Here is a 20,442-nt window from a genome sequence, read left to right as displayed (position 1 = left end):
CCCGATAATGAGTTGATCTATCGGGCTCTCTGCTCACTTACACCCCAATATTTCTTAGCTTCTCACCCGACATCAGCTTGCGCTCGATGTGTTCCAGCGTGACGTTTTTGGTTTCCGGGATAAGCCAGAATGTAATACCGATAAAAGCGACGTTCAACGCGGTATACAGCCAGAATGTACCCGCCGCGCCGATGCTGTCGAGCAGCGTCAGGAACGTGGCGCCAATGATCATGTTCGACACCCAATTGGTGGTGGTCGAGCAGGTAATACCAAAATCGCGGCATTTCAGCGGCTGAATTTCCGAACAGAGGATCCACACCACCGGCGCGGCGCTCATCGCGTAACCTGCAATGCACATCATGGTCATACCGACTGACAGCCAGGATAGACCACTGGAAGCCGTGCCGTTATCAAACTGCATCAGGCAATAGCCGAGTACCAGCGTCCCAATGGCCATCACGCTGAAACCAATTTTAAGCGCCGGTTTGCGTCCGGCTTTATCAACCGTGAAAACAGCAATAAAGGTGGCGAACATGAACGTTAAGCCGACCACCAGCGTGGCAATCATCTGCTGTTCGGTGGTGGTAAAGCCCGCCATTTTAAAAATGCGCGGCGCGTAGTACATGATGATATTCATCCCGGTGAACTGCTGCATCGCCTGCAACAACATTCCGAGGAAAACCGCGCGACGCACGTTACGGTTAATTTTAAATAGCGCCCAGCCGCCCTGCTTCAGCTTCAGGCTTTCACGGATTTCGTTCAGCTCATCGCGGGCTTTTTCTGACGTATCGCGCAGCATTCGCAATACTTCTTCGGCTTCGATGTGGCGACCTTTTTCCGCCAGCCAGCGCGGACTGTTCGGCAGGAAAACCACCAGGATAATCAGTAACACTGCCGGGAGCGCCAGCACCCCCAACATGGCGCGCCAGTTACCGCTGTAGCTAAATGCCGTATCAGATAAAAAGGCCAGCACAATACCCAGCGTAACCATCAACTGGTACATACTGATCATCTTACCGCGCACATTCTCACTGGCCATTTCGGAAAGATAGAGCGGCGCGGTGTAAGACGCGATACCCACCGCAACGCCCAGCACCACGCGGGCAAAAATAAGCATTTCAACGCTGGACGCAAACGCCGATCCCAGAGATCCGACGACAAAAAGGATTGCGCCCGCCATCAGACTGTATTTACGTCCCAGGCGGAATGACAGCCAACCATTAAATAGTGCGCCAATTGCCGCACCCAGCATCATGCTGCTCACCACCCACTCCTGCAGACGGCTGGTCAGGACAAAATGATCGGTGATGAAAGGCAACGCGCCCGCTATCACGCCAATATCCAGGCCGAATAACAATCCTGCGACAGCCGCAGAGATAGAGACAAACATATTCATACGTCGCGTATCGCGCACAGGGCGCGGCGCTAAAGCAGCATCATTATTTATTGAGACCATTTTTTCCTGCCAGATACAGAGTAAACCATGTCCCTGAAAGTAAGGGATCCCTTACATGGAGCGTCAGGCGGGAAACGGCAAAAACATGGATGAAATAGCTACACCACCTCGTTATGTGATGGATATTCCAATTTTAAAATTTATCAGCAACCACTCATTTAAATTTAATTCATTGATATTAAATAGGATTAAACATTACAAATTCATACATATATAATTATGTATGGATTAATTTATAGACAGAATATGGATTAAAATAACTTAAAACCAAAAAAAACCCTGCCAGATGACAGGGTTTGTTGTTCAGAGAATGTATTAACGTGCCAGCCAGCCGCCGTCTACCGCAACGGTATAGCCGTTAATATAGTCAGACGCGCTGGACGCCAGGAACACGACAGGCCCCATCAGGTCGCTCGGCAGTCCCCAACGTCCTGCCGGAATACGATCGAGGATTTCTGCGCTACGCTGCTCATCAGCACGCAGTTGCTGAGTGTTGTTGGTCGCCATATAACCCGGCGCAATCGCGTTGACGTTGATGTTATGTTTTGCCCACTCGTTCGCCATCAGACGGGTGACGCCCATTACGCCGCTTTTAGACGCGGTGTAAGACGGAACGCGGATACCGCCCTGGAAAGAGAGCATAGAGGCGATATTGATAATTTTGCCGCCGTTACCCTGAGCGATAAAGTGCTTCGCCGCGGCCTGAGACATAAAGAATACGCTCTTAATGTTCAGGTTCATCACGTCATCCCAGTCTTTTTCGCTGAAGTCGATCGCATCGTCACGACGGATAAGGCCCGCATTGTTGACCAGAATATCGATATGGCCGAATTCTGCCACTGCGCGCTCCAGCAGCGCTGGAATACCATCAATTTGGCGCAGGTCGGCGGTCAGACTCAAGAAACGGCGGCCCAGTGCGGTCACACGTTCGATGGTTTCCGTCGGTTCAACAATGTTGATACCGACAATATCGCAACCCGCTTCCGCCAGCCCCAGCGCCATACCCTGACCCAGGCCGGTGTCGCAACCGGTCACAACGGCGACTTTACCTTCAAGAGAGAATGCATTCAAAATCATTGTAAATCCTTAATTTTTTATAATGCCCGCCGCAGGCAGGCACGGCTGTCGCCCGCAACTAGCGCAGATCTTTGACGGCGACATGGTCCATATCATCAAAGACCTGGTTTTCACCAACCATGCCCCAAATGAACGTATAAGCTTTTGTGCCAACGCCTGAGTGAATAGACCAGCTCGGCGAAATCACCGCCTGCTCGTTGTGCATCACAATATGACGCGTTTCCTGGGGCTGTCCCATCATGTGGAAGACGCAGGTATCTTCTTCCATGTTGAAGTAGAAGTAGACTTCCATACGGCGTTCATGGGTATGGCACGGCATGGTGTTCCACAGGTTGCCCGGCGCCAGTTCAGTCAGGCCCATGCTCAACTGGCAGGTTTTCAGCACATCCGGCACAAAATATTTATTGATGGTGCGACGATTACTGGTGAGGTTGTCGCCCAGCGTCACTGGCGCAACGTCAGCAGGCGTGACTTTTTTGGTTGGATAAGTCGTGTGGGCCGGCGCGCAGTTGTAGTAAAACTTCGCCGGTTTCGCCGTATCAACGCTGGCAAACACGACTTCTTTTGCCCCTTTGCCGACGTACAGCGCATCACGATGACCAATTTCATAGCACTGACCGTCAACGGTAATCGTGCCCGGACCACCGATGTTAATCACACCCAGCTCACGGCGTTCGAGAAAATAGGTTACGCCCAGTTGTTTACCGACTTCGCCACCCACAGAGACGGTTTTGGCCACAGGCATAATACCGCCGACAATAATACGGTCGATGTGGCTGTAAACCATGGTGTATTCATCTGCGACAAATACTTCTTCGACCAAAAACTCATTACGCAGCCCCTGAGTGTCGAGGGTTTTTGCATGCGCACTATGGATGCTTTGTCTTACGTCCACATTTACCTCCAGTGATAAATTGACCGTGAATACTTTAACGAATAGCAAAACGCTGTTCCGTTTTATCTAATGCGCTCATGATAGCCCTCCCGGATAGGGTTTTCAATTGCAAATGAAACGTCGTTTCACTTTTTCCGCATCTTATTATCAAAAGTGTAATTGCGATCACGCTCGGCAAATAAATCGCGGGAGCAATTCAAATAAAATCATTTAAAACAATTAGATAGATAAAATACAAAGGAGATAATCATGAGTGGCAGGGGTAAGACATTGAAAATACAGCCGGGCACATACGATGTTCGCGCACCTTTGCTGACAAAGTGCGCAGTCAATCACATGAAATGAAACAATGTTTTGATATATTGACGGCGTTTAGAGTGTATGTTTCTGTAACTGGCCTTGCCCTCCTGTTGGAGGGCTTTTTTATGGATGCCGGGGTAACACAAAAAAGGCGTTTAAGAAGGGAAATCTAAGATCGTTAGTCTCGTTCGATAGCGAGCGCCACCCCTTGACCGCCGCCGATACACAGCGTTGCCAGCCCTTTGTGCGCCCGACGCTTCACCATTTCATGCACCAGCGAAACCAGAATACGACAACCCGATGCGCCAATCGGATGGCCAAGCGCGATAGCGCCGCCGTTCACATTTACCCGCCGCTCATCCCACTCCAGCATTTTCCCAACGGACAATGCCTGCGCGGCGAACGCTTCGTTGGCTTCGATCAGATCAACATCAGCCAGTTGCCAGCCCACACGCTCAAGGCAGCGGCGCGTAGCATACACTGGCGCAATCCCCATCAGTGCGGGATCGACCCCGACGCTGGCGAACGCGCGAATGCGGGCCAGCACCGGCAAATTCAGCTCCTGCGCCTTGGCTTCGCTCATCATCATCACCGCGGCGGCGCCATCGTTGATGGATGAGGCGTTCCCCGCGGTGACCGAACCGAGCCGGTCGAAGGTAGGATCCAGACGCGCCAACCCTTCCGCACTGGCATCGGTACGCGGTTGCTCATCGGTATCCACTACGAATGATTGACCATTACGCTGGGTCACCACCGGCACGATTTCATCTTTAAAGCGTCCGGCGTCGATGGCCATCCGAGCCTTGTGTTGCGAGTGCAGCGCGTAGGCATCCTGTAATTCACGGCTAATGCCATATTCCCGCGCCAGGTTTTCCGCAGTGACGCCCATATGATAATCGTTGAAAGCATCCCACAGACCGTCATGCACCAGGCTGTCGACCAGTTGACTGTTCCCCAGTTGTGCGCCAGTGCGGCTATCGGTAAGGACATGCGGCGCACGGCTCATATTCTCCTGCCCGCCGGCAATCACAATGTCAGCTTCACCACACTGGATAGCCTGGGTCGCCAGATGCAGCGCTTTCAGCCCCGAACCGCAAACATCGTTAATGGTGATGGCGGAAACGGTATTAGGTAGCCCACCATTGATGGCGGACTGACGGGCCGGGTTCTGCCCGGCACCTGCGGTAAGCACCTGCCCGAGGATCACTTCATCCACGGCGTGAACATCCACGCCCGTGCGTTCCAGCAACGCTCTGACCACCATGCTGCCTAACTCAACGGCAGAGTGGCGCGCCAGTGTTCCCTGGAAGCAGCCGATCGGTGTCCTTAACGCCCCGACTATCACAACCTCTTTCATCACTACCTCAGCGCAAAATAACACCGCAATAGTAGATGATTGTTAAAAGTAGTTATCAAAGTTGTTTAAAAATGGTGATTTTTATCACAAAGGAATTTCGTATCATTTATTGGTCATCTGAACGCCACTCTGCTGTAAATGGTCGCGCAGCCAACTTCCCGCCACGCCAGGCGGTGATTTCTTATTCCACAACAGATCGATAGAGATAGCCTTTGGCCAGCCGGGCACCTGTAGCTGAACCAGCGGTTTTTCCGCGGCAAACTCCTCCACCAGCGCACAAGGGAGCGCGCACCAACCGAATCCCTGAACCGCCATACTCAGCAACAACAAATAGTTAGGCGCTGACCAGACCGGTCCGCGCGCCACGTTTGTACCGCTTTCCAGGTAGGTATTCAGGCGCAGTTCGCGCCAGGTGTGGAGTTGTTCCCATTGTAGTTTTTCCTGACTCGCCAGCGGATGCGAGTCCGCAACGTACAACCCCATCCAGGATTGCATCGGCAGCCGCGTCACGCCCATGTCGGTCGGGTAATCCTCTCTTGCCTCAATCAATCCGACCTGCGCGCGCCCTTTTTGCAGCAGATCGATCACGTCTTCATCTTCACCAATCAGACATTCAAACTCGGTATGCGGAAACTTGCGGTCAAACTGCACCATCAGTTCTTCCAGCACATCCGGGTGCAGCGTGTCCGAAAGCACGAAGGTCAGGCGCGCCTCCGTCTCACCCGACAGCGAGATTGCCGCCTCATCGAGACGTTCGCTGGCCGTCAAAATTGCCTGCACATAGCCCAGCACCCGTTTACCTTCTTCGGTCAGCGTTGGCTGACGGGAGGATCGGTCAAACAACGCAAAACCGAGATCGGCTTCCAGATGCGCAATAGCCGTACTGATCGTGGACTGGCTTTTACGCAGCCGTCGGGCCGCCGCAGAAAATGAGCCGCAGTAAACGGTCTCTACAAATGCCGTTAACGCTTCAGGAGAGTAACGCATGAACTATCTACTTTATCGATGGATACTATCTTTTAGATATCACATAAAACGATAAAATTGCCACTATTCCGTTATCCGGGCATCAAAGAAGGTTTTAGGTTATGCAACACGATACAGTCCAGCGCCGCTCGTTAGTAGAGCGAATTTTTCACGCCGTTTGTTTTGAAGGTATTGCCACCGCGATCCTTGCGCCGACTACCGCGTGGCTGATGCAGCGTTCGGTGCTGGAAATGGGCGGACTGACCATTATTCTGGCTACCACGGCGATGATCTGGAATATCATTTATAACGCCCTGTTTGACCGCTTATGGCCGTCGCATCGGGTAAAACGTACGGCTAAAGTTCGCGCCTTTCACGCCTTAGGCTTCGAGAGCGGGTTTATTGTGATCGGGGTGAGCATCGTGGCGTTCGTGCTGAACGTCAGTCTGCTTCAGGCATTCACGTTGGAAATAGGTTTCTTCCTGTTCTTCCTGCCGTACACCATGTTCTATAACTGGGCGTATGACACATTACGCGAGCGCATGATGAAGCGCCGCCAGCAGCGCGTTACTGCCTGATAATTCAATAAATAGTCGGAATTATCTTGATTCCGGCTATTCATCCATTCACCAGCCCGCTTGTTCACACTTCCCCCAGCACCTCTCATTTGTGGTAAATTGCGCTTCTTTTTGTTTATTTTATAGTTGATACGTTCAAATAATGTCGAAAATTTGGTCAAAAGAAGAGACTCTCTGGAGCTTCGCACTATATGGGACTGCCGTCGGCGCAGGAACCCTCTTCCTCCCCATACAGCTGGGTTCTGCAGGCGCGGTGGTGCTGTTTATCACCGCCCTCGTGGCCTGGCCTTTAACCTACTGGCCACACAAGGCGCTGTGCCAGTTTATCCTGTCGTCAAAAACGTCAGCAGGCGAAGGCATCACCGGTGCAGTCACCCATTACTACGGCAAGAAGATCGGTAACCTGATCACCACTCTCTATTTTATTGCCTTCTTTGTCGTCGTGCTGATCTACGCCGTGGCGATAACCAATTCACTCACCGAACAACTGGCAAAACATATCGCCATCGATTTGCGTGTTCGCGTGCTGGTGAGTCTCGGCGTGGTGCTGGTACTAAACCTGATTTTTCTGATGGGCCGACAAGCCACCATTCGGGTTATGGGCTTTCTGGTATTCCCGCTCATCGCGTACTTTTTGTTCCTTTCGCTCTACCTGACCGGAAGCTGGCAGCCAACGCTACTCACCGGCCAGATGTCTTTCGATCAGCACACGCTTCATCAGGTTTGGATCTCTATTCCCGTGATGGTTTTCGCTTTTAGCCATACGCCAATTATCTCTACGTTCGCCATTGATCGACGTGAGAAATACGGCGAGCAGGCCATGGGTAAATGCAAAAAAATCATGAAGGTCGCCTACGTCATCATCTGCCTGAGCGTACTGTTTTTTGTCTTCAGCTGTTTGCTTTCGATTCCGACAAACTATATCGAAGACGCGAAAAATGAAGGCGTGACCATTCTGTCAGCGTTATCGATGATGCCAAACGCACCGGCATGGCTGTCGATTTCCGGGATTATTGTCGCCGTTGTGGCGATGTCAAAATCGTTCCTTGGCACCTACTTTGGCGTGATTGAAGGGGCAACAGAAGTGGTAAAAACGTCGCTGCATCAGGTGGGCGTGAAGAAAAGCCGGGCTTTTAACCGCGCCCTGTCCATTATGTTAGTTTCGGCCATTACGTTTATCGTCTGCTGCATTAATCCTAATGCGATTTCAATGATTTACGCCATTAGCGGGCCACTCATCGCCATGATTTTGTTTATCATGCCGACTCTCTCCACTTATCTGATACCGGCGTTAAAGCCGTACCGTTCAGTGGGTAATCTGATCACTCTGATTGTCGGGTTGCTGTGTGTATCTGTGATGTTTTTTGGCTAGAACGTATAGTTAACGGCTCATTCTCCTGAAATTGGGTGCGATGCCGCTCATTTAACGACTCAGTTTCAGAAAGTATCAACCTGTGTTAGCGGAAGTAATGAACATGCTATCTCAGAGAAAGGGTTCCGTTCACCTCATGTTCATTGTTTCTCTGAAGTACCGATTCCTGTGAACGTGCAAGGGAGGCTCACCGCCGCCTCCCTTGCAACCCAGGCTCCCGGCGGGAAAATCGTCGCTACGCGATTATTCGCCCCATCCCTGGGGCTCACCCCTTCGGGGCCAGCGCAAGCGCTGTTCAAAATTGCTCCCGGCAATTTTGTCATTCGTCTTATGCCGTCTGCCTGTCGGGTCGGGGCGGAGTCATCGCTTCAACGCTCTGACTTCCAGTTAAATCTGTTTTGCTGTTTAAACAAAAAACGCAAATGGTCAGGTGTGGGCTGGTCCGGCTGAAAATTGCCGACGTGTTTCCGTAAGGCCGGGAGAGCCAGCATGGATGCTGGCTCAGGGCGCGCTTTGCAAGGACGCTACCTCGCGCCCGGCCCGGTAGCCTGGAGGAATGAGCGGAGGGGACCGCGGAGCGGCAATTTTCCCGCCGGGAGCCGGGATTGTAAAGGGCGTGGCGAAGAACGCCCTTTACACGTTCACGGGTATCGATGCTTCAGATAAATGACACTGCTGAGGTGAACGGAACCCTGAGCAAGAATCACATATTCACCCTACATGCTTAACTTGACGGTATTGAACGTGGATGAGCCGTTCAACTGACTTATTTGATATACGAATCCAGTACTTTCAGGACCACATCCAAATCTTCTTCGCGCTTTATTTCATCGCCCTGATGCACGATGTGCTCGGTCAGATGCCCCTTAATCACCTCACGCATTAACCCGTTTACCGCACCGCGGATCGCCGCGATTTGCTGCAATACTGCCGCGCATTCATGCGGTTCATCCAGCATGGTTTTCAACGCCGCTACCTGCCCCTGAATCTTGCTGGTTCGGGCTTTCAGCTTTTGTTTGTCGCGGATCGTATGTGACATAGCTTTACCTTTTTAACGTCTTGCCGTAGCGACAATACCATCGACATTCTACTGGGGGGTAGTATTTCATACTGGGGGGGAGTAGAATCGGGCAAAATCAAACAACTAAGAATCATTCTCATGGGTGAGTTTTCTACACTTCTTCAGCAAGGCAATGCCTGGTTTTTCATTCCCAGCGCGATTTTATTGGGTGTGTTACACGGTCTGGAACCGGGACATTCGAAAACGATGATGGCGGCCTTTATTATTGCCATTAAAGGCACCATCAAACAGGCGGTGATGCTGGGGCTGGCGGCTACACTCTCGCATACCGCCGTGGTGTGGTTGATAGCACTGGGCGGGATGTATATCAGCAAAGCGTTTACCGCCCAGGCCGTTGAGCCCTGGCTGCAGTTTGTCTCGGCGATTATTATTCTCGGCACTGCATTCTGGATGTTCTGGCGCACCTGGCAGGGAGAGCAGAACTGGCTGGCCCGGACGCATCACCATCATCACCACGAACACGATCATGACCATGCCGCGCTGGCAGGGCTGAGCGAGGGTTCAAAAGAGTATCAGGATGCCCACGAACGGGCGCATGCCACTGATATTCAGCGCCGCTTTGCGGGCAAAGAGGTCACCAACGGCCAAATATTACTGTTCGGCCTGACCGGCGGGCTTATCCCGTGCCCAGCCGCCATTACGGTGCTGCTGATATGCATCCAGCTCAAAGCCTTCACGCTGGGCGCGACTATGGTGCTGTGCTTCAGCCTCGGACTGGCGTTGACGCTGGTGACGGTGGGTGTGGGCGCAGCAATCAGCGTACAGCAGGCGGCCAAACGCTGGAGTGGATTTAATACGCTGGCACGCAAAGCGCCTTATTTTTCCAGTGCGCTCATTGCGATGGTCGGCTTATATATGGGGATTCACGGCTATATGGGGATCGTCGGTTAACGAGCAGAGTGCGCAGCAGCAGTTGCCGCTGCGCGTAAATCCAGACTAGCTTGCGACATTCCCCCACACCAGTTGTCCTTTATGGAAGGTCGCGGTGCGGGGGGAGATGCGGGCAACCGCTTCTGCCGAACAGGAAGCATCCACCAGCACAAAACTGGCTTCATCCTGCGCTTTCGGCCACACGCGTTCGCCTTTATCGTTTAGCGGCAGCACATCGCCGGTGGCAAGAAACAGCGCGCGCGACAGGTTAAGCTCGTTGGGGCGAATATAGAGCTGCGCGTACAGATTCGCCTTCTCCAGCATGTCTCCCAGCCCGTACGGCGACCAGTGGTCAATCACGCTGTCGGTCCCGGTAATCACCTCCACGCCTTTGTCACGCAGTTGTTTGAGCGGCATATGCAGCGTGCCAATCGGCACCGTTGAGGCAATGGTAATCTGCTGAGCCGCCATACGAGTCGCCAGCGCGTCAACCTGCTGTTCGTTCAGCGTTGCCAGCGCGAAAGCGTGGCTGATGGTCAGTTTGCCCTTCAACTGCGCCGTTTTCTCTACCGTTTCCACCATGTAATTCACCGCCGCCACGCCCGCCGGGCTGGTTTCGTGCAGATGAATATCCACGCCTTTATCGTAATCCAGCGCAATCTGGAACATAGTGTCGAGGGATTTTTCCATCGCCCCGTCCACGCTGGTTGGGTCCAGACCACCAACGTAATGCGCCCCCGCTTGCATCGCTTCACGCATCAGCGGTTCAGATTTTGATAACAGCAGGCCATGCTGCGGAAATGCCACGATTTCACAGGCAAAACCCGGCTGACGACGCGCCAACACCGCCTGCAAGTTTTCCAGGTTTTTCAGCCCGGAAACCGGTTCGATGTTGCAATGGCTGCGAGCAATCGAGGTACCTTTGGATTGCAGCAAATCGATAAGCTTTTCCGCGCGCTCCTGGGTGTAAGGCTGGAGTTCAGGCAGCAGCTTTTGCTCCAGGCGGATCATATCCTGAATAGTGGTGCCAGCCGGACGGTTCAGTGAACGCCACGGACCGCCATAAAAGGTTTTATCCAGGTGGATGTGCATATCGCGCATAGCGGGCAGCATCAGCTTGCCGCCCGCATCGTAGTGCGGTAGCGTCGCATCCGGATGCTGCTTATTCTCGCGCAACGCAACGATTTTCCCGTCCTGGATTTCGATGGTTTGCAGCGCGGTACGGGTATGGACTGCCACCGAATTTTCGTACTCGAACCCGGCTTCCAGCAGGACGTTATCCAGGTAATAGTGTTTATCGTTAATCGTCATTGTGCTCTTCGACCCGCAGGTGTTCCCGACAGGATTAGCAGCATACGCAACCGGGGCCACCGCGCCAAACAGCGCGGCAGCGGTCACCATTTTTCCGCTCTGGCTTAAAAATTCGCGGCGGCTGTTACTTTCTTTCATTCGCATCTCCTCTCAGGAATGGACAATGTGGGTACCCGTTTCGCCGCGGAGTGCGGCGGGCAGACATTCCGGCGTGGTGATGATTACCCGCTTACCGCCGCGTGCCAGGAATGTCAGACTGGCAACGATTTTGGGTAGCATGCTGCCCGGCGGGAAATGTCCTTCCTGCATGTAGCGGGTCATCGTGGCGACATCCACCGTATCCAGCGCCTGCTGCTCAGGTTTGCCAAAGTGAATACACACTTTCTCAACACCGGTGGTGATCACCAGAATGTCGGCGTGAATCTCCTGGGCCAGCAGCGCCGTGGAGAGATCTTTGTCAATCACCGCGTCCACGCTCTGGTAATCACCTTGCTCACCACGCACCACCGGGATCCCACCGCCGCCCGCGCCAATCACCACAAAGCCTTGCCGGGTTAGCGCCTTAATCGCCTCCGCTTCGACGATGCGCTTCGGCTCTGGCGAAGCGACCACCCGACGGTAGCCGCGCCCGGAATCCTCCACAAAGCGCCAGCCGGGATTGACCCGCAGTAGTTCATCGCGCTGGGCTGCGCTAAAGAACGCACCGATAGGTTTGGTTGGATTCGCGAAGCCCGGATCGTTTTTATCGACCTCCACCTGGGTCACCACGGTGACCGCTTTCTGCTCGCCGCGCCGCGCCAGACGATTGTTCAGCGCTTGTTGGATCAGATAACCGATGCCGCCCTGGGTATCGGCGACACAGTTTGCCAACGGGGTCAACGGCAAACCTTCACGCTCATGCGCGATTTCCGCCCGTCGCAGATCCAGCCCCACCTGCGGTCCGTTACCGTGCGTCAGCACAATGTTGTAGTCCGATGCCAGCATCTCCAGCACCGTATCCGCCACCGCTTTCACCGCTTCAGCCTGGTGCGCAATCGACTGGCTGGCGTTATCTTTGATAATGCTGTTGCCGCCAATGGCAACGACCACAAGTTCTTTCATAGTGTCATCTTCCGCTTGCAGGCGATTCAGGTGGATTTTGTCGGTTGCTGCTCAGGCGCAGTCACCGCTTCACGGCTGTCGAGCACGTGCTTGAGGACAAACATGCCGCTCATCATCAGGTAGGCCAGCACAAACATCATTGAGCTGCCCTCTGCAAAGCCGACCGCCGGGGAGTGGATCACGCCAAACAGCGACAGCAGTGCGCCAAAGGCGGCGGCAATCGCCCCACGCAGCGGCTTATTCATAATGGCGAAGATGGCGACACAGCCCCACAGCATGCTGGCCAGCGGCGCGCCGCTTCCCAGATGCACCAGCCCGTCGTAATAAACGCCTTTGCTGTGCAGCAGGTCGCTACCGAGCTTACCGGCTGACGTACCGGCCGCGCCCATCACGCTATTAACGATGGTTAGCGCCCAGTTAGCGATCCACGGGAACAGACAGATGAAGATAACGGGAACCTCGACTTTGGGCGTTTCTCGCACCACCTGGTTGGCGGTCACCACGCCGATAAACACCAAAATCGGCACTATCGCGGTCATCGGAATAATGGCGAGCATAAACGCGCCCAGACCAAACAGCGGTACCAGGAACATGGTGATGCCTGAAGCGAGGGTGTAACCAATGCTGGCGCCCATCGCCTTCCAGCCTGCATGGCCGACATACACGGTCACCGGGAACGGGTTGCCCAGCATGCAACCGAGCATGGAGGCAAAACCGTTCGCCATCATGACCTTACGGGTGTTGTACTCATCGCCTGCGGCGTGCGCGCTTTCTATGTTTTCGAGGTCAAAAATGTAGTTCGCCAGACCCAGAGGCACCGCAGACGCCAGATACGGCAGCGCGTGCGGCAACCCTTGCAGGAAGCTGTCGACATGAATTTCCGGCGGGTTAAAGCCAAAAGAAGACATCGACGCTTTAATCGCTTCCGGGCTTTGCAAACCCGAGATCCACGCCAGGGCCGTCCCGGCAATCAGCAGCAGCAAACCGGTAGGAATACGGGCAAAAATCGGCTTCTTACCGAACCAGTTAATAAAGATCAGCAGCAGGACGATGAAAGAAACGGTTGGCGCTTCAAATGCCTGCAGCATTGGGTTCATCGCCAACAGCAGCAGGCCCAGGCCGGATAAACAAGAGAGCAGTACCGTTCGTGGGATCATCTTGCGGATGGTCTCGCCCAGGAAGGAGCCGCCCACCAGGATTAACGCTTCCACAAAGCACCATACCAGCGCAATCTGGATGGCGAAGTTGGCATCTTTGGTTTGCTGATAAACCGGCATCAGCACCAGGAAGGTCACGGTAAAGATCGACGGTGCGCTCGGCCCGGACGGCAGCGCCGTTACGTCATTACGTCCGGTATGTTTTGCCATTTGCAGGCCAAACCAGGCGTAGCAGACGCTGGCCACCAGCACCGCCAGGCCAAAGGCAGGCGCAATGCGGCCATAGACTATTTCGGTTGGGATCCCGACGACAAAAATGAGCAGCCCCATCATTGTCAGCAGGTTCGTCAGGTTGTTGGTCATCAGCCCAAAGTAAGCCGCCCAGTCACCACGTTTCCATTCTAGTTTTATGCTGTTCATGGAATATCCTTAACAGGTTAAGCATCGTTTGCGATCGCGGAGATCGCCCAGCCCTGCAGGTAAGCAACGTTTTGCGCTTTGCTACTGTGGGGCTAACGCCGTTAGCCCCGGTTGTTGTTATTAGCAGTAGCGGTCACGCCAGTTGAGGATCGCCTTTTCAAAACAGGCGAACGGCGGGTGAACGATTCCGGCGCCGATCATGCCGATCCCCGCATCTTTGTGCGCAATGGCGGTATTGATCACTGGCAAAATGCCGGTGCTGCCCACGCGCGTAATGTCGATAGCAGTCGGTACGCCCATAAAACCGAGCAGCGGAATGGTAACGTTGGGGTTTTCACCGAGGGTGATTTCGCGCATCTGGCGAGAGAAATCGACCGCCTCCTCGACCGTACCGCCGACCAGCGCCACAATGGCAGGCGCCGTCGCCATGGCAAAACCGCCAATGCCATAGGTTTCGGTAATCGCGCTATCGCCAATATCGCGCCCGGAATCTTCCGGCTTATAGCCCGCGAACATTGGGCCAATCACCTGCTGCGCCGGACCGGTAAACCATTGCCCCGGCAACCCGCTGACGCGCAGACCGAACTCGACGCCGTTACGCGCCATCGTCGTGACCACGGTGCTGTATTCAATGCCGTGTGCGGCGTCCATCGCGGCTTTACACATCGCCATCCAGGTCGGCCCGGAGAAGTAATCACTGCTGAGGACGAACTCGAATACCTCGCGCTGCTGCTCAACCGGATAACCGGTCTGAATGATCCACGGCGTTAGCGCCTGAATCAGTAGCGCCGTCCCGGCGTTGTTACGGTTATGGCATTCATCGCCCATGTGCAACGCCTGCGCCAGCATCAGACGCAGATCGATTTCACCCGCCAGTTTCATGGCATCACGCAGCATCGGTCCCATCACATCGCGCATCCAGTTCAGGCGATCGATAACGCTCTGATCGTTCGCCCCCATGCGCAGGATCTTCGCCATCTGCTCGCTCATATTGGTATATGCGCGGTTGCCGTAGGTTTTGTTCTCCACGATGTGCATAAACATCGACGCCGACGTCACACCCGCCATCGAGCCAACACAGTCATGCTCGTGGCACGGAGAGAAGATGATCTCCCCCGAGGCGGCCAGTTCGGCGGCTTCATCCAGATCTTTCGCCAGCCCTTCAAACACCAGCGCCCCGGTTACCGCGCCCTTCATCGCGCCGCACATTTTTTCCCAGCGGATCGGCGGGCCGGCGTGCAAAATGGTGTTGCGGGTCATGCCCGGCACCACGTTGATGGCCTGGTCATAACCAATCAGCACCGGATGTGACTGGATGATGCGCTCCAGCGCCTGCTGGTTAGCGGCCGCGATTTTGTCCGCCAGCGGCGAATCAGCAATGTCGTCCAGCGCCGCGACCACCTGCATGTTGCCCTGGCCCGGCGGCGTCCAGTCAAGCTGGGTTACCGGTACGTTCTGCTTTTTCAGGTCATCGCTGAACATCGCGATGCCGACGTTAATCACGTTCAGCGGCTGGTTAAACAGTGTCTGGCTCATCAGGCTTCCTCCCCTTTACAGATAAATTCACGCGCCAGCAATCCGGTGTTGGTACTACTGCTCGCCCAGATAACCCCGGCATCGGTCAGCATCTGGCACTGTTTTTCCAGCGACGGCGTATCGAGATCGGTTCCCAGTACATAGCCGAGGATTTCCAGAGGACGACCCTCTGCGGCGGCGATCGCTTTGGCTTCAACGATCGCGTCCAGCATCACCCCGACCGGATCTTCATGCGATCCAAATCCAAGCACGAAATCCATCACGATCACGCCCACTTCAGGATCGCGCGCCTCCTGCAGCAGACGACTGATACGGTTGGTGGGATCGATCATCGGGTGTGGTTTACCGTTGGTAAAATCGTCATCACCGAAATCGAGGAAGGTATGCGCCACGCTGCGGTTGAGATCTTTCAGGCGGAACGCCGGATCGGGGTGAATGTTGCTGTAAACCTGCGCGTGTTTTTCCATGGCGGCAAACATCGCCTCATCACACAACGTGCCGCCGCAGAATAAGCCACGGATGTACTTTTGCTGCGGGGTCAGGCGGGCGCGGACCTCTTCAATCAGCGGCCAGTTGAGCGGATGCAGGTCCAGGCTCTCTTTTTTCACGCCGGTCAGCAGCACCGCTTTCAGCGCCGCTTCTTTGGTACCGCGTGCAAACTGCAGACCTTTTTCATCCGCAGGCGCGGCTTCGCGTCCGAGGAAGCACACCACGACTGGCTTTTGGCAGGCGCGCGCACGCTCCAGCACCTTGCGCGCCACCGCTGGGGCAGGAGGTTTAGAGATAAGCGCAATGATTTCGGTTTGCGGATCGGCTTCCAGCATGCCAATCGCATCAAGCATCATCAGGCCGCCAATCTTCTCACTCAGATCGCGACCACCGGTGCCAATCAGTTGGGAAATCCCGCCGCCAAATTCATGAATGCGCACGCTCAGTTCCTGGCTGCCGGTGCCGGATGCGCCCACAATCCCAATGTTGCCGCGACGTACCGCGTTGCCAAAGCACAGCGCCGCGCCGTTAATAATGGCGGTTCCGCAGTCTGGCCCCATCATCAACAGCCCCTTTTCGTGCGCCAGCTGTTTTAGCGCCAGTTCATCCTCAAGAGAAACGTTGTCAGAAAACAGCATCACATTGAGGTTATTTTGCAGCGCCTGACGCGCTTCACGCGCCGCAAACAAACCGTTGACCGAGATCACCGCCAGATTGCTGTCAGGAACATGCTTTTTCACGCTGGCGAGCGTGGCATAGCGCGCTTCATGCTGGCCGCCCTGCTCTTTATGCGTAAACAGATCTTCAATTGCGACCAATGTCTGGTCGTTCGCCGCCTCGCTGGCGCCTTTAATGACAATCATCAGGTCGCCACTTTTCGCCTCTTCCAGTTCAGGCGTCAGCAGGCCGAGATTCTTCAGCACGCCCTTGTTCATTTCCGTAGCCATCGCCACGAATGCCTGCTCAACGCCATCGAGCTTATTGGCGCGTGTGGAGATAGACATCAGTGAAACGGAATCAAAATACGTGTTCTTTTTAACAACTATCCTGATCGACATAATTCCCTCCGGACCTGTGGCTCAGGGCGCAGGCGTCCGCCATGCCATACAGCATGTCGCAGCCAGAACTTGAGCCGATATTTTTAATGTCAGTAATATATTGCGTAGAAACGGGTTGTTGCTCAGTAATAATATGCTGCAGCAGCCGCACGACGCTTTCCCGATAACGTTGATGCAAAGCTTCTTCGAGCGTTATTTTGCTAAGTAGCGTCGTATTATTTCCGGCGCATTGTAATGCTGCTAAAAAATCTCCACGATATTTCTCCAGCGGATGTCCTGGGATTAATAAAATGGCACTTAAGCCCACTAAATAATCATCGGATGATGGCGTCAGGCCAATTCCCAGACCAATTAAATGGCTGGCCGCTGTTGAAATATTGACTCCCGTATATAGCGCCGCTATTAGTGTTTGTCGGCGGTTGAGTAATTGACGGGTGATTTCCTGATAAAACGGGTTGTCCCTCTGATACAAAAATAATGTGTCGTCGCTGCTTAACTGTTGGCGGATTACCTCTTCCCAGCGCTGCCAGCGGACTGCGGCGAGGGTGACTGTATCTGCCGTCCACTGTGGTATGCGCCACGGCAGGCAACCAGAGGTCTCTATCCATTTATCTTTGCCAACGGCTATCCCCGACTCGGTAAATCTGACCTGCTCACCGGGGAGAAACAGGTTCGCGCAATGCGTCAGCGCCAGCCGACAGCTATTAGGCGCGTTATCACAACCTTCACTCAGCAACGTCAACAGTCGCTGCTGGTCAGGTATCAACAGGTTCACCGCGCGGGAAAAAACCTGTTCAACTTGCCCCGTCCCCCGGAAAGCGAGAAACGCGCTATCTGCGGTTAGCGCCTGTACGCATCGCCGTGATGGCGTAGCGATAGCGGCGCTCCTCTGTCAGGCTCCGGCGGCAATCAGCAGCTCGGCAATTTCGTGATAACCTTTCTCCCGCGCCAGTTCCAGCGGGGTTTTACCGTATTTATCCGTCATATGTGGGTTTGCGCCATGGTCAAGTAGCAGCTTGACGATCTCCTGCTGCTTCGCGCCGCCATCATTAAGCACAATGGCTTCCAGAAGCGGCGTCCAGCCCACGAAGTTGGTATGGTTGACATTGATATCGGTACGCAGCAGCAGCTCGCGCACGATCTCCACATGACCTTTTTCACTGGCTGGCGTAATGCCTACGCCGCCAAAACGACTCAGGCAGTTAAGGTCGGGGTTAGCAGGTAATACGGTACGCAGCAGCGTTAAATCGTTAGTCAGGCAGCTAATCAGGAAAGGATTAAAACAGGTTTGGTCCTGTTTATTAATATCGGCACCGGCGGCAATCAATAAAGAAACACAGTCATAATGCTTATTCAGGCTGGCAATAATAATGGCGGTACGTCCCTGGCGATTCGTGGCATTAATATCCACATTTTTTGCCAGACAGGATTTTAATCCATCGGCATTACCTTGTTCTGCCGCCAGCAGAAATTCAGTAATGAGTTCTTTCTCTGACATAATTGCTCTCCTGCAGTTTTTTAGACTTTCTAAATATCCGATAAGCTGAGAATAGCAACAGAGTGTAGAGAATAACATCCGCTTAAATTTCATTCATCGTAAGCGCGTCAATTATTGAATAAAATTTAACGATGAGAGCAAAGCGTGCTGTAGTGCAATCTTTCCCTTATGGCTGGGCCGTTTTTTGCCACTCATGAATAGTCGGGTAAAACAAGCGGTATGCTGCGCGGATAGCGGCCTGCAATTAATATGCAGAAGTGTGATTGCCTTCAAATCAAATGTAAAACTAGTGTTAAATTCTGTTCAAAACTGATTGCTCTGTATAAGGATTACAAATACATTCAACAATCATTATGCGGCGGGGCGTGTTGGTAGCCTGAGGGGAGAAAAGATGAATTCCATTTTTACCGAGGAAAATCTGCTGGCATTTACTATGGCAGCCCGCTACAGCAGCTTCAGCAAAGCTGCGGAGGAGCTGGGCTTAACCACATCGGCTATTAGCTACACCATTAAGCGCATGGAGATGGGGCTCGACGTAGTGCTGTTTACGCGTAGCACCCGAAGCATTGAGTTGACCGAGTCTGGTCGCTATCTGTTTCGCAAGGCCTCCGACCTGCTCAACGACTTCCACGCGATTAAGCGCAGCATTGATACCATCGCTCAGGGCATTGAAGCCCGGGTGCGCATCTGTATTAACCAGTTGTTGTACACCCCACAGCATACGGCGCGGCTACTGCAGGTACTCAAGAAACAGTTCCCTACCTGCCAGATAACCGTCACCACCGAGGTCTATAACGGCGTCTGGGATTCGATCATCAACAATCTTGCCAATATCGCCATTGGCGCGCCCGATACGTTACTGGACGGCGGCGGGATTGATTATACCGAGATCGGCGCTATTCGCTGGTCGTTTGCCATTGCCCCGGATCATCCGTTGGCTTTTATGCCTGAACCGATTTCTGAGAGCCAGTTGCGTTTGTATCCGAACATTATGGTGGAAGACACCGCCCACACCATTAACAAAAAGGTCGGGTGGCTGTTACACGGTCAGGAGTCGATTCTGGTTCCAGATTTTAATACCAAATGTCAATGCCAAATTCTGGGCGAAGGCATCGGTTTTTTACCGGATTATATGGTGCGCGAAGCGATGGAAAAGTCGCTGCTGGTCACGCGACAGATCCACAATCCGCGTCAGGATTCACGGATGCTGCTGGCAACCCAGCATTCGGCAACCGGTCGAGTCACTCAGTGGATTAAAAAAGAGTTTGGCCCGCAAGGGGTACTGACGGGCATTTATCAGGATTTGTTGCATCGGGAGTGATATGCCGGATAAGGCTATCCGGCGGAAATCAGACTTCAGGCGCGAATATCGTCGTACTCGCGGGTTTTATCAAATTCATGTTTGGCAAACGGACACAGCGGAATCACTTTGCGATTTTCAGCGCGCATTTTCTCCACCACCTTCGCCACCAGCTGTTTGCCGACGCCCTGACCTTTCAGACTGGGGTCAACATCGGTATGTTCAATGATGCTCAGGTGCTCGCCCGTCGGCACAAAGACAATCTCGGCAACCTGATTGCCTTCAGCATCGTTGACATAAAATTTGTTGTGGCCTGCAAGAATTTCCATGGTTCCCTCATTTATTTCTGGCGATATTTCAGCGCACCGCTTGGACAGGTATCGATGACCTTAATAACCGTCGCGACATCCACTTCATCGGGGATTATCCAGGGTTTGCGTTTCAGATTGAAAAGCTTCGCGCTTCCCCGCACGCAGTTTCCTGAATGCTGACATATCGCCGTGTTGAAGTAGACGTCAATCTTCTCGCCGGTATAGGCCCGGTAACCTGCCTCCAGTAGTTCCTTTTCCACGACATTACCTCGCATTTTTATTGTCTGAGTCTAATCATAGACCGATGCG

General features: G+C 53.6%; 19 protein-coding genes. 4 read left to right on the top strand and 15 right to left on the bottom strand.

Annotated features, from left to right (window positions below):
- Positions 1-37 precede the first annotated feature (37 nt).
- The 5 genes from araE to ICA20_RS04850 all read right to left on the bottom strand — a co-directional run bounded on the left by araE (position 38) and on the right by ICA20_RS04850 (position 6,072).
- Complete coding sequence (gene araE, locus ICA20_RS04870; RefSeq protein WP_038633360.1) at positions 38-1,456, bottom strand: arabinose-proton symporter AraE; 1,419 nt, start codon at positions 1,454-1,456, stop codon at positions 38-40.
- Positions 1,457-1,771: 315 nt separating this feature from the next.
- Positions 1,772-2,533, bottom strand: a complete 762-nt coding sequence (gene kduD, locus ICA20_RS04865) for a 2-dehydro-3-deoxy-D-gluconate 5-dehydrogenase KduD (RefSeq protein ID WP_003033923.1) — start codon at positions 2,531-2,533, stop codon at positions 1,772-1,774.
- Between the two features lie 58 nt (positions 2,534-2,591).
- Entirely contained in the window at positions 2,592-3,428 is an 837-nt protein-coding gene (gene kduI / locus ICA20_RS04860) for a 5-dehydro-4-deoxy-D-glucuronate isomerase (protein ID WP_038633363.1), read from the bottom strand.
- A 478-nt stretch (positions 3,429-3,906) separates the two neighbouring features.
- A complete protein-coding gene (locus ICA20_RS04855; protein ID WP_006686936.1) occupies positions 3,907-5,085 on the bottom strand; it encodes an acetyl-CoA C-acetyltransferase in 1,179 nt (392 codons plus the stop codon).
- 102 nt (positions 5,086-5,187) lie between these two features.
- Positions 5,188-6,072, bottom strand: coding sequence for a LysR family transcriptional regulator (locus ICA20_RS04850; RefSeq protein WP_038633367.1), 885 nt, complete (start codon positions 6,070-6,072; stop codon positions 5,188-5,190).
- A gap of 101 nt (positions 6,073-6,173) precedes the next feature.
- Between ICA20_RS04850 and ICA20_RS04845 the strand changes: the two genes are divergently transcribed.
- Together ICA20_RS04845 and ICA20_RS04840 are read left to right on the top strand one after the other, a co-directional pair.
- Complete coding sequence (locus ICA20_RS04845) at positions 6,174-6,629, top strand: multidrug/biocide efflux PACE transporter (protein WP_038633369.1); 456 nt, start codon at positions 6,174-6,176, stop codon at positions 6,627-6,629.
- A 142-nt stretch (positions 6,630-6,771) separates the two neighbouring features.
- Positions 6,772-8,001: an amino acid permease gene (locus ICA20_RS04840; RefSeq protein WP_038633372.1), complete on the top strand. Its 1,230-nt coding sequence runs from the start codon at positions 6,772-6,774 to the stop codon at positions 7,999-8,001.
- A gap of 766 nt (positions 8,002-8,767) precedes the next feature.
- Here the strand turns inward: ICA20_RS04840 and rcnR are convergent.
- Positions 8,768-9,040 carry a Ni(II)/Co(II)-binding transcriptional repressor RcnR gene (gene rcnR, locus ICA20_RS04835; RefSeq protein ID WP_003825567.1) on the bottom strand — a complete coding sequence of 91 codons (273 nt, stop codon included), beginning with the start codon at positions 9,038-9,040 and terminating at the stop codon, positions 8,768-8,770.
- Positions 9,041-9,160: 120 nt separating this feature from the next.
- Between rcnR and ICA20_RS04830 the strand changes: the two genes are divergently transcribed.
- On the top strand, positions 9,161-9,973 hold the full coding sequence (locus ICA20_RS04830) for a nickel/cobalt efflux protein RcnA (protein ID WP_038633375.1): 813 nt from the start codon (positions 9,161-9,163) through the stop codon (positions 9,971-9,973).
- A 45-nt stretch (positions 9,974-10,018) separates the two neighbouring features.
- Here the strand turns inward: ICA20_RS04830 and ICA20_RS04825 are convergent, their stop codons facing one another.
- The 7 genes from ICA20_RS04825 to ICA20_RS04795 all read right to left on the bottom strand — a co-directional run bounded on the left by ICA20_RS04825 (position 10,019) and on the right by ICA20_RS04795 (position 18,522).
- On the bottom strand, positions 10,019-11,401 hold the full coding sequence (locus ICA20_RS04825; RefSeq protein ID WP_038633377.1) for an amidohydrolase family protein: 1,383 nt from the start codon (positions 11,399-11,401) through the stop codon (positions 10,019-10,021).
- Between the two features lie 12 nt (positions 11,402-11,413).
- Positions 11,414-12,364, bottom strand: coding sequence for a carbamate kinase family protein (locus ICA20_RS04820; protein WP_038633380.1), 951 nt, complete (start codon positions 12,362-12,364; stop codon positions 11,414-11,416).
- 26 nt (positions 12,365-12,390) lie between these two features.
- On the bottom strand, positions 12,391-13,941 hold the full coding sequence (locus ICA20_RS04815; RefSeq protein ID WP_038633383.1) for a hypothetical protein: 1,551 nt from the start codon (positions 13,939-13,941) through the stop codon (positions 12,391-12,393).
- A gap of 120 nt (positions 13,942-14,061) precedes the next feature.
- Positions 14,062-15,477: a DUF1116 domain-containing protein gene (locus ICA20_RS04810; RefSeq protein ID WP_038633386.1), complete on the bottom strand. Its 1,416-nt coding sequence runs from the start codon at positions 15,475-15,477 to the stop codon at positions 14,062-14,064.
- Positions 15,477-17,024: an acyl-CoA synthetase FdrA gene (gene fdrA, locus ICA20_RS04805; protein WP_038633389.1), complete on the bottom strand. Its 1,548-nt coding sequence runs from the start codon at positions 17,022-17,024 to the stop codon at positions 15,477-15,479. The genes ICA20_RS04810 and fdrA overlap by 1 nt, the downstream gene beginning before the upstream one ends.
- A complete protein-coding gene (locus ICA20_RS04800; RefSeq protein ID WP_038642851.1) occupies positions 17,002-17,790 on the bottom strand; it encodes a DUF2877 domain-containing protein in 789 nt (262 codons plus the stop codon). The genes fdrA and ICA20_RS04800 overlap by 23 nt, the downstream gene beginning before the upstream one ends.
- Positions 17,791-17,916: 126 nt before the next feature.
- Positions 17,917-18,522, bottom strand: a complete 606-nt coding sequence (locus tag ICA20_RS04795) for an ankyrin repeat domain-containing protein (protein WP_038633392.1) — start codon at positions 18,520-18,522, stop codon at positions 17,917-17,919.
- 391 nt (positions 18,523-18,913) lie between these two features.
- Between ICA20_RS04795 and ICA20_RS04790 the strand changes: the two genes are divergently transcribed.
- Positions 18,914-19,843 carry a LysR substrate-binding domain-containing protein gene (locus tag ICA20_RS04790; RefSeq protein ID WP_038633395.1) on the top strand — a complete coding sequence of 310 codons (930 nt, stop codon included), beginning with the start codon at positions 18,914-18,916 and terminating at the stop codon, positions 19,841-19,843.
- A gap of 35 nt (positions 19,844-19,878) precedes the next feature.
- Here the strand turns inward: ICA20_RS04790 and ICA20_RS04785 are convergent, their stop codons facing one another.
- Positions 19,879-20,151: a GNAT family N-acetyltransferase gene (locus ICA20_RS04785; protein WP_003033869.1), complete on the bottom strand. Its 273-nt coding sequence runs from the start codon at positions 20,149-20,151 to the stop codon at positions 19,879-19,881.
- An 11-nt stretch (positions 20,152-20,162) separates the two neighbouring features.
- Positions 20,163-20,393, bottom strand: a complete 231-nt coding sequence (yjdI, locus tag ICA20_RS04780) for a 4Fe-4S mono-cluster protein YjdI (RefSeq protein WP_038642853.1) — start codon at positions 20,391-20,393, stop codon at positions 20,163-20,165.
- Positions 20,394-20,442 lie beyond the last annotated feature (49 nt).

Source organism: Citrobacter sp. C5_2, assembly GCF_014596845.2.
Classification (GTDB): domain Bacteria; phylum Pseudomonadota; class Gammaproteobacteria; order Enterobacterales; family Enterobacteriaceae; genus Citrobacter; species Citrobacter werkmanii.
The sequence above is the reverse complement of the archived record's forward strand: the minus strand, read 5'-3'. Positions and strand labels throughout refer to the sequence as shown.